The sequence below is a fragment of the Treponema sp. genome (assembly GCF_045657965.1).
Classification (GTDB): domain Bacteria; phylum Spirochaetota; class Spirochaetia; order Treponematales; family Treponemataceae; genus Treponema_D.
In genome coordinates, this window is the sequence record NZ_JAZOUG010000040.1 from 1 (window position 1) to 8,527 (window position 8,527).

11 protein-coding genes are annotated in these 8,527 nt (G+C 44.3%); 7 read left to right on the forward strand and 4 right to left on the reverse strand.

Features of this window, described 5'->3' with window-relative positions; all coding sequences use genetic code 11:
- Positions 1-66: 66 nt before the first annotated feature.
- From ACKI5B_RS01180 to urtE, 7 genes are all read left to right on the forward strand, one after another.
- Positions 67-426: a hypothetical protein gene (locus tag ACKI5B_RS01180; RefSeq protein ID WP_407425122.1), complete on the forward strand. Its 360-nt coding sequence runs from the start codon at positions 67-69 to the stop codon at positions 424-426.
- Positions 426-707, forward strand: a complete 282-nt coding sequence (locus tag ACKI5B_RS01185) for a hypothetical protein (RefSeq protein ID WP_407425123.1) — start codon at positions 426-428, stop codon at positions 705-707. The genes ACKI5B_RS01180 and ACKI5B_RS01185 overlap by 1 nt, the downstream gene beginning before the upstream one ends.
- A 106-nt stretch (positions 708-813) precedes the next feature.
- Entirely contained in the window at positions 814-2,025 is a 1,212-nt protein-coding gene (urtA, locus tag ACKI5B_RS01190) for an urea ABC transporter substrate-binding protein (protein ID WP_407425124.1), read from the forward strand.
- A gap of 190 nt (positions 2,026-2,215) precedes the next feature.
- Entirely contained in the window at positions 2,216-3,121 is a 906-nt protein-coding gene (gene urtB / locus ACKI5B_RS01195) for an urea ABC transporter permease subunit UrtB (RefSeq protein ID WP_407425125.1), read from the forward strand.
- Positions 3,122-3,130: 9 nt separating this feature from the next.
- Complete coding sequence (gene urtC, locus ACKI5B_RS01200) at positions 3,131-4,267, forward strand: urea ABC transporter permease subunit UrtC (protein ID WP_407425126.1); 1,137 nt, start codon at positions 3,131-3,133, stop codon at positions 4,265-4,267.
- Positions 4,264-5,112, forward strand: coding sequence for an urea ABC transporter ATP-binding protein UrtD (urtD, locus tag ACKI5B_RS01205; RefSeq protein ID WP_407425127.1), 849 nt, complete (start codon positions 4,264-4,266; stop codon positions 5,110-5,112). Before urtC ends, urtD begins: the two co-directional genes overlap by 4 nt.
- Positions 5,105-5,800 (forward strand): urea ABC transporter ATP-binding subunit UrtE, encoded by a 696-nt coding sequence (gene urtE / locus ACKI5B_RS01210; RefSeq protein WP_407425128.1) that lies wholly within the window; start codon positions 5,105-5,107, stop codon positions 5,798-5,800. Before urtD ends, urtE begins: the two co-directional genes overlap by 8 nt.
- A gap of 89 nt (positions 5,801-5,889) precedes the next feature.
- On the opposite strand, the gene ACKI5B_RS01215 is transcribed toward urtE, so the two are convergent.
- The 4 genes from ACKI5B_RS01215 to ACKI5B_RS01230 all read right to left on the reverse strand — a co-directional run.
- Complete coding sequence (locus ACKI5B_RS01215) at positions 5,890-6,741, reverse strand: urease accessory protein UreD (RefSeq protein WP_407425129.1); 852 nt, start codon at positions 6,739-6,741, stop codon at positions 5,890-5,892.
- A 5-nt stretch (positions 6,742-6,746) separates the two neighbouring features.
- Positions 6,747-7,358 (reverse strand): urease accessory protein UreG, encoded by a 612-nt coding sequence (ureG, locus tag ACKI5B_RS01220; RefSeq protein WP_407425130.1) that lies wholly within the window; start codon positions 7,356-7,358, stop codon positions 6,747-6,749.
- A 155-nt stretch (positions 7,359-7,513) separates the two neighbouring features.
- On the reverse strand, positions 7,514-8,191 hold the full coding sequence (locus ACKI5B_RS01225) for an urease accessory protein UreF (protein WP_407425131.1): 678 nt from the start codon (positions 8,189-8,191) through the stop codon (positions 7,514-7,516).
- Positions 8,184-8,527, reverse strand: a 344-nt coding sequence (locus ACKI5B_RS01230) for an urease accessory protein UreE (protein WP_407425132.1), incomplete at its 5' end; no start/stop codon positions are given. The genes ACKI5B_RS01230 and ACKI5B_RS01225, both read right to left, overlap by 8 nt.

Consider the following 8,527-nt stretch of genomic DNA (forward strand, 5'->3'; position numbering starts at 1 on the left):
ATTCAAGATTAAGCAATGGAGCTGACATAAAAAGTCGGCTCCATTTTTTTTGTTTTGGAGGCATCTATGGCTTGTTTTTTAGTTCCTCTTACCGAAGGAATTATTCTTAGTGCGGCAAAAAAAATTGCGTTCAAAAAGAATGCTGACTCCGTAATCAAGGCAAAACTCGGACATCTTGAGAATATGCTTTACGGCGGAAGTTTTCTTCTTGCAATAGAGCATATATACCATGGTGAGGTGGTTCTTTATCCGCCTTTTCTTACGGCAATGAAAAATCCGGAAGATATTCCTGAAATGCTTCATGAAATGGCAACGGTCGGTTTTTCGATGGCTCTTGTCGTTACGGCGGTCTGGGCTGTGGGCGAACTAATTTCACAGTTTATAAGCAGAAAAAGCAAAAATATTAATCTGTCAGGGGCTTTCTGATGTGTTTGGTAATTACGATTTGCGCGGCTGTCGGATTCACAACTGCATTCGTTCTGAATAAAAAGAGCGGAAAAAATACAAAAAGCATCTTCATGGCAATGCTCATGTTCTGGGCAGCCGGTTTGATGTGGAGCATGGATGGAATCGCTTCAGTTCTTGAAGGGGAAGGATTTTTTGATCTGAGTGTAGAAGATACAATTCTTGGAGCAATAATCCTTATAAGCGGAATTCTTGTTTTTGCGGCACATTCTTTGCTTCAAAAAAGGAAGTTTGTGAGATAAAAATCAAAATAAAAAAAATAAGACAAAGGCGTCTGTTTTCTTATGCTGGCAAAGAAAACGGACGCCTTTTTTTATAAAAAAATAATTTCCTATGGAGGACAAAATTATGAAAAAGACAATTAGTGGAATCATCGGTACAGTTTTAGCGGCAGGTGCTGTTTTGTGTGCTACAGTCACACTTTCTTCATGTAATAAAAAGGAAGACTCAAAAACTGTCAAAGTCGGAATCCTTCATTCTCTGAGCGGAACCATGGCAATTTCAGAAACTTCTGTCCGTGATGCAGAACTTCTTGCAATAAGTGAAATCAATGCAAAGGGCGGTGTTCTCGGAAAAATGATTGAAGTCGTTCAGGAAGACGGAGCCAGTGAACCGCAGATTTTTGCTGAGCGGGCAAGGAAATTGATTCAAAGCGACAAGGTTGCGACAATCTTTGGCTGCTGGACAAGTGCTTCCCGAAAGGCTGTAAAGCCGGTTGTTGAAGAAACAGGGGCTCTTCTCTGGTATCCTGTTCAGTACGAGGGTATGGAAGCAAGTCCTAACATCATGTACATGGGGGCGGCTCCAAACCAGCAGGCAGTTCCTGCGGTCGATTTCTGTGCAGAAAAATTCGGAAAGAACATCTTCCTCGTTGGAAGCGACTATGTTTTCCCGCGCACGGCAAACAAAATCATCAAGGCTCAGCTTGCTCACATTGGCGGAACAGCTGTCGGTGAAGAATACACTCCGATGGGACACACGGATTACGCAACAATCGTTTCAAAAATCAAGGCGGCAAGACCTGACTGCATCATCAACACCCTCAACGGGGATTCAAATGTTGCATTTTTCAAGCAGCTTACTGATGCCGGTATTAAGGCAGACTCAATTCCTGTAATGAGTTTCTCAATCGCGGAAGAAGAAGTCGGCGGTGTCGGAATCGAAAACCTTAAAGGACACTATGTTGCATGGAACTACTATCAGACTACAAAAACTCCGCAGAACGACGCATTCGTTGCCGCTTATAAAAAGGCTTACGGTGAAAAGCGCGTGACAGACGACCCGATTGAAGCAGGTTACATCGGAGTTTACCTGTGGGCAATGGCGGCTGAAAAGGCAGGTTCATTCGATGTAGAAAAAGTTAAGGCCGCTGCAAAGGGAATCAGTTTCGACGCTCCTGAAGGAAAAGTCACTCTCGACGGAGACAACCAGCACATCTTTAAGCCAGTCCGAATCGGAAAGATTAATGAAACCGGTTTGATTGATGAAGTCTGGGCAACAAGCGGTGCTGTAAAGCCTGATCCATATCTTTCAACTTACGACTGGGCAAAAGGGCTGTAGTAAATTGAAAATTGAAAATTAAAGGGGCGCATCCGCCGCTACTACGCTACGCTTCGTGGTACGGCGGTCGGGCTTTGTGCGAGCACCATCGTTGTTGTGCTCGTTTGGATTCCGCTATCGCTTCATTGCTACGCAATGCTTCGCGCCACTTCAATCCCTTGCGCATCTGCGTAATCTGTGGTTTAAACTTATGGAAACAATTTTTACGATTTTATTTAACGGAATAAGTCTCAGTTCAATTCTTCTCCTGGCGGCAATCGGGCTTTCGGTTACTTTTGGACTGATGCGCGTCATCAATATGGCTCACGGTGAGTTCATAATGATTGGGTCGTACACTACATTCCTTGTTCAGAATTTTTTCATTGATTTTATACCGAAGCCCGCTTTTGATTTGTATTATCCGGTTGCAATACTATTTTCCTTTCTGGTTTCAGCACTTTTTGGCTGCATTCTTGAACGGCTTGTAATAAAACGGCTTTACGGCCGTGAAATCGACTCGCTTCTTGCAACCTGGGGCGTAAGTCTTTTCCTTCAGCAGCTTGCACGCTCAATTTTTGGAGCTCCGAATGTGAATGTCAGTTCGCCATCTGTCCTTAACGGAAATATTGAAGTTTTTGGAGTGGCTATGACATATAAAAGACTTTTCATAATTCTGCTTGTGATTTTCTGTCTGGTCTTTATGTACATTCTTATGTACAAAACTTCCTATGGAAAAAAAGTGCGTGCGACCATGCAGAACCGTGCGATGGCTCAGTGCCTCGGAATCAAAACCAACCGCATCGACACTTTCACCTTTGCAGTCGGCTCGGGTCTTGCAGGTGTTGCCGGCTGTGCCCTGTGCTTGCTTGGCTCGGTCGGCCCTTCCCTCGGTCAGAATTACATCATCGACACTTTCATGGTCGTAGTTCTTGGTGGTGTCGGAAAACTTTCCGGTGCGATTGCCGGAGCCCTTTTAATCGGAATGAGCAATGCCGCAATTCAGTTCGGAACTTCGGCGAACATTGCAAAGGCAATTGTTCTGATTCTCGTAATTCTGTTCCTTCAGAAAAAGCCGCAGGGATTGTTCACGATTCATTCGCGGGCTTTGGACGAGTAAGGAGGAACTATGACTTTCAAAACTAAAATATCTGATTTATATAAATCCGTGGTGTATGGAAGTGAATCTTCGATAGACGGCTTGAATCCAAAACGCAAGAACATTGCTTTCGCTGTCGTCGTGCTCGTCATCGCCCTTCTTCCGCTTTTCCTTTCTCCGTTCAGGGTAAGCCTTGTCGGAAAATTCATCACTTACGCAATCGTCGCCCTGAGCATCGACTTAATCTGGGGTTACACAGGAATTTTAAGCCTCGGTCACGGTGTTTTTTTCGGACTCGGCGGGTATGGAATGGGAATGTACTTAAAGCTTGTCGCAAGCCGCGGAAATCTTCCTGACTTTATGAGCTGGAGCGGAAGAACGAGTCTTCCGTGGTTCTGGGAATTCTACAAATCGGCACCAGAGGCCGTCATGATGATTATCCTTGTTCCGTCGCTTCTGGCTTTCGTCCTCGGTCTTCTGACATTCCTTAACAGAATCAAGGGTGTTTACTTTTCGATTCTTTCACAGGCACTTGCCCTTGTCTTCGTAACTTTATTTGTCGGACTTCAGCAGTACACTGGCGGAACGAACGGAATCACTGAATTCTCAACGCTTTTCGGTCTTCCAATCGCCGGAATCAAGGCAAAACTGATCTGGTACTATGTCGCGCTCATGTTTTTGGTGACCACATATTTCTGCTTTGCTTCGATTATGCGCACAAAATGCGGACGGGTTCTCGTTGCAATCAGGGACGGCGAAAACCGGGCAAGATTTTCCGGCTATCAGACGGCGGGCTACAAGACCTTCGTTTATGTTTTAAGCGCGCTTTTCACGGGAATTGCAGGAGCACTTTTCGTGCCGTTTTCTGGAATCATTTCACCGTCAGAGATGAGCATTTCAAACTCAATCGACATGGCAATCTGGGTTGCAGTCGGTGGCCGTGGAACTTTAATCGGAGCCGTCATCGGAGCATTTATTGTAAACATCACGAAAACCTTGATAAGCGAAAGCCTGCCTGAAATCTGGTCGTACTTCATCGGCGCGATTTTCGTTGTAGTCGTATTGTTCTTACCGCGCGGACTTACAGGCGTATTCACGGACGCAAAGGCAATCATATCAAAAAAGCTGGCTGGAAAGAGCCTTGTTAAGGAGGAGGCAGTATCATGAGTGAAGAAAAATCATTTGTAACTCCGGTAATCGAAATCAACAATATTTCAGTAAGTTTTGAAGGTTTTAAGGCGCTTACTGATGTCACGACATCAATTTTGCCGCACAGCGTTCATTTTTTCATCGGGCCGAACGGTGCCGGAAAGACGACTCTGCTCGACATCATCTGCGGAAAGACCCGCCCTTCTGCCGGAAAAATCTTCTATCGCGGCGGAACGGACATCGGTGCGCGAAAAACGGTAAACATTGAACTGACAAAACTTTCGGAAGCGGAAATCGTCGAGGAAGGAATCGGCCGGAAATTTCAGGCCCCGTCGGTCTTTACGAGCCTTACGGTCTGGGAAAACATGGAAATCTCCCTGAAAGGCAACAAAGATGTTTTTTCATCCCTCTTATTTAAGATTTCACCCAAGCAAAAGGAGAGGATTGAGTCGGTTCTGAATTTTGTAAGTCTCCTTGATAAAAAAGATGATAAGGCTGCCTCCCTTTCACACGGGCAGAAACAGTGGCTTGAAATCGGAATGCTTCTTGTTCAGGAACCTTCCGTGCTTCTTCTTGATGAGCCGGTCGCGGGAATGGGAAAAGAAGAAACCATGAAGACAGGACAGTTAATCAGAAAAATCGCTGAAAAATATTCCGTCGTAGTCGTTGAGCATGACATGGAGTTCGTGCGGGCAGTTGCAGACCGTGTGACTGTAATGCATGAAGGAAAGATTCTTGTCGAGGGAACGGCGGATTCAGTTCTTGCTGATGAAAAAGTGCGCGCAGTTTATCTTGGACGCGGAAAATTCCATAAGAGCGGAACTGTGCAGTCTTCTGAATTGGAGGAAAGAAAAAATGCTTGAAATTAAAAATCTAAGTTCCTGGTATGGAGAAAGCAATATAATTCCAGATTTGACAATGTCTGTTCCTGACGGAAAAATTGCCTGTCTTATCGGGCGAAATGGTGTAGGGAAGAGTACAACCTTAAAAAGTATCATGGGTATTGTAAAAACGACGGCCGGAAGCATTCTGCTTGAAGGAGAAGAACTCAGAAATAAAAAGATTTATGAAAGGGCTGCTCTTGGAATCGGTTATGTTCCGCAGGGACGAGAGATTTTTCCTCAGCTTACGGTTGAAGAAAATCTTGAACTTGGTCTTGAAGTAAAAGGCTGTAAAGGTAAAATCGGCGAGGAAATTTTTGAGCTTTTCCCGATCATAAAGGATTTTTTGAAGAGAAAGGGCGGAAATTTGAGCGGCGGACAGCAGCAGCAGCTTGCAATCGCAAGGGCACTGGTATCACACCCGAAACTTCTGATTCTCGACGAACCGACCGAAGGAATCCAGCCTTCAATCATCGAAGACATCGCAACGGCAATTCAGCGCGTCAACCGTGAACTTGGAATTACGATTCTAATAGTCGAGCAGTATCTTGATTTTGTTCTTGAAGTAAGTGACAGCTATTATGTCATGGATAAAGGAGAAATCACCTTGAGCGGTCTTACAAAAGAAGCTGACTCTTCCCTGATTCAGTCAAAAATGGCGATTGGCTAAGACATCGTCAAAAAAGCAGGCATTTTCTGCCGTGGCATGGTCTGAATTACCTCCTGAATGACTGTGCTGCGGCATTTTTAGATTTTGATTTATCTCACCAGTTCTTTCACTCTTTCAAATATCCTCTGAATGTTTTCCGCACTGTTTCCCAGCGCGCGCACGACGATGTCGCCAAAATCAGTTTCACTCGCCTCAATAAGAACCTGGCCTGGTTTATTGAAGCGTGAAATCAAATCTTCCGTGTACAAAAGTTTTTCTTCAAGATTAAGAATCCTACGGATTTCCAGGACAGATTTTTCATATCCGAACAAAAAAAGGCTTCCGCAATGGGTAAAGCGTCCGAACATTGATGGGCTTTGAAGGAGTTCTTTAGCCTTTAGATTTTTTCCGCCGCAGCTTCCTTCAAAAAAAGCGTTATCGCAGAAAATGAGTTTTTCTTCGCGATAGATTTTTATCAGGTTTTTGTAGAGTGTAAAATCAAAAACTTCTCCGCAGGCGCATCTCCCGGCACAAATGCAGTCCTCGTAAATTAAGCGGGAAGATTTTGAAATATTGATTTCCGTCGTTGAAGAAAAATTGCTCTGAGAAAAGGGAATGCAGGGTAGCGGAGAATAAATCAATGTAGCTTCATCTTCAACTTTTCCGAAAATCTTTCGTTCTGCTTTTTGATTTTCTTTCATTTTGAAGATTTTTTCAAAGGACTGGCCTCGGATTTCAAGTTTCGCACCTTTTTTCACATTGATTTTGTGTTCCTGAATGTCGCCCGCAAGAATTCCGGGACTCGCGCTTTGAAGAAAGACGGAAATTCCACCATCTTCTTTTTCAAAGGGCTTCATAATCTTAAAGGGAGAAGTAAAAAAACTGTCTTCAATGAAAGTCTTTCCCGATTTTGAGCGGGCAGCGGTAATCTCAAATCTTGAGGGAGCGGAAAACTGATTCATTTTTCTTACTGCAAATCCGTGAAGAAAACATATTTATCCAAGAACGCAATCACCTCATCGATTCCTTGGCCGCTTCTGATGTTCGTAAAGACAAAAGGTTTTTCTCCCCGCATTTTTTTTGAATCCCGTGCCATGACTTCAAGGCTGGCTCCGACAAGTGGGGCAAGGTCAATTTTATTGATTACCAGAAGATTGCTCCGCATGATTCCCGGTCCGCCTTTGCGCGGGATTTTGTCACCTTCTGCAACATCGATTACAAATATTGTCGCGTCCACAAGCTCAGGCGAAAAAGTCGCGGAAAGGTTGTCGCCGCCACTTTCAATGAACATGAGTTCAATGTCAGGAAAGCGCTCTTTCAGTTCCTCGACAGCCTCAAGATTCATCGAAGCGTCCTCACGGATTGCAGTGTGTGGACATCCGCCAGTTTCAACTCCGATAATCCGCTCTTTTGGAAGAACCGAATGAGCCGCCAGAAATTCAGCATCTTCTTTTGTGTAAATGTCGTTAGTAATCACGCCGATTGAATATTTTGAAGCAAGCCTTCGTGTCAAAGCTTCAACTAAAGCTGTCTTTCCAGAGCCGACCGGACCGGCAACTCCAATTTTAGTAAATTTCATTTCCTTTTTTTCTCCTATGTTTACTTTGCGACGCGAGCTTGTATTAAGGCAGACGGTGCAAAACGGCCGGAATCGGGCTTCTGACAAAAAATCGCTTGAACTTGTTCACCGCGAGTTTTGTGGCAGGTTCCCGATGTAAGACCGTTTTGCACTTTTTAACTCATATACAATCTCGTGTACAAAAATTCGTGCTGCATTGAACGTATCTCACACGAAGGGGACGAACGGCACAAATCATCTTCTGTCAGTGTCAGGACTTTCGAAAGAATTCTTTCAAAATCAGCGAACAGCGAATGAAGGATTTTCTGCCCCTCGTTCTGGCTCAGCGGAATCAGTTTTACCAGTGTCGTAACCCGCGCGGAAAACTGGCTGTACAAAAAAGTCTTCAAGGCATCTTCTTCCTTGATTTTTCTCAGCGCGCAGTAAGAGCCGTAAATCACCGGAAAATGATTCAACTCTGAAAGGCGAGCCGAAATCTCGTCAGAACCGGCTTCATCTTGCCACAAGCTCACCGTCTTGAAAAATCTTGCCGTAATTTTTTTGCTTCCGACTCTGATTTCCTTTGCAGGCTTTGAGGCGTTGTAAATTGAATCGATTTCCAGAACTTTGTTCCATGAACCTGAAGCCGTCTGTTCATAAGAAAGTCTGGCTGTCAGAAGTTCACTGGTCAAAAAATTGGAACTGATTTCAGATTCAAGATATTCAAGCGCGCTCTGACTATCATGAATGATTTTCTGCTGCACAAAAGTCTCCAGTCCCCATGAAAGCGTGTAGGAGCCGATTGGAAAAGTTGAGTCATTCAGCTGCAAAAGCTCAAAATCGATGTCAGCCATGAACATGCTCGTGCTCGTGAGAGTGCTCGTGCGTGTGCTCCGAATTTCCATGAGAGTGACCGTGTCCAACAATCGAAGAAATCTGTCTTGAAAAATCCAGCTTTTCATGGCGTTTTTCGACAGTCACTTTGATTTCGTGAAAATTCTCCAGAAGTCTTTTTATCGGCTCATTAAAAATCGTAATCAGTTCACCTGAGGTTTTCCCTGCAAAAAGGGGAGCGTGGCAGTTTCCGATTTCATAAGCGATTTTTGCTGTAGAAAAGAAATCTGGATTTTCTAGTTTTACGCTAAGTATGTCAGTTTCAAGAACATCAGCCGCAATTACAGTTCCGTCAG